This is a genomic window from Flavobacterium sp. AJR, from assembly GCF_002156885.1.
Taxonomy (GTDB): Bacteria; Bacteroidota; Bacteroidia; order Flavobacteriales; family Flavobacteriaceae; genus Flavobacterium.
In genome coordinates this window covers 1-1,055 of the sequence record NZ_NCWQ01000196.1, presented here as the reverse complement: position 1 = coordinate 1,055, position 1,055 = coordinate 1, and the positions used below count along the sequence as shown (strand labels likewise).

Below are 1,055 nucleotides of genomic sequence, written 5' to 3'. Positions count from 1 at the left end.
AATATAGTAAGCTCCCTAATTCTTGATACTAATTATCTAGGCAATGATTTATTTTTTGTACACCCTAGCCATTTAAGCAAAAATGAAGAATTAAATATTGAAGCCAAAAAAGAAGAAAATGCTATTTTTTATTTATATAATATTAGTGGACAAAACACTATTACTTCCCCGTTACTTTCTAAAACCAATAACATTAATCTAAAAAATATTGCCACAGGAATTTATATCTATAAAATTATTACAAGCTTAGGCGATATTCAAACAGGAAAAATTGCAGTTTTTTAAGCTATTCTTAGATATTATTTATTTTGGAAGAGATATTTTTAATATATAAAATCACATGGCATCTTTATACAAAATCGTTGCGTAATTCTTTGCCGCAACATAAGTTTCAAAAGACTCAAAAGGGATATCTTTTATTCCAGCAATAAGAAAAGCATCTCAAAACCTCATTAAATAGCTTTAAGAACCTAAAAAACAAAAAGGATAAGAAAACCACTTACAATACTAGAACTAAAAGAAATTATCTCATTTAAGAAAGCTTTAATATACTTTCAGATGTAATTGTACAAATACTGAAGAATATTTGCTTATATCGATGCATATTAACTAAAAAGGACAAACAAAAAAGATTCTTTTATTCAAATTGCTCAATTATGTCTAAAGAACATAAAATAGATTCATAATCTAGATATAATTTACGTTCGTTTTTTGTATAATGCTTCCGATTTTAACCGCAGAGTAATGAAAGAGAAAAAACGCAAAGGTCCGCAAAGCTATTGATTAAACTTTGCGAACCTTTGTGTAAGCCTTTGCGGTATTTGCGGTATTTTTTTACCTAATCACTCTCAGCTCTACAAATTCAAAAAAGTTAAGCCCAAAAAAAATCCCCATCAATTACTTGATGAGGATTCTAAAGAAAGGCGACGACATACTCTCCCACATAACTGCAGTACCATCTGCGCAGGCGGGCTTAACTACTCTGTTCGGGATGGGAAGAGGTGAGCCCCGCCGCAATAACCACCTTAAGGTCGTTGTTACTTGAGGTAACTTTT

1 protein-coding gene and 1 rRNA gene are annotated in these 1,055 nt (G+C 30.8%); one reads left to right on the top strand and one right to left on the bottom strand.

Annotation, left to right across the window (positions count from 1 at the left end; all coding sequences use genetic code 11):
• Nucleotides 1–285, top strand: a 285-nt coding sequence (locus B8T70_RS23510) for a T9SS type A sorting domain-containing protein (RefSeq protein WP_133059426.1), incomplete at its 5' end; no start/stop codon positions are given.
• Nucleotides 286–918: 633 nt separating this feature from the next.
• Here the strand turns inward: B8T70_RS23510 and rrf are convergent.
• Nucleotides 919–1,028 (bottom strand): 5S ribosomal RNA (rrf, locus tag B8T70_RS23505).
• Between the last annotated feature and the right edge of the window lie 27 nt (nt 1,029–1,055).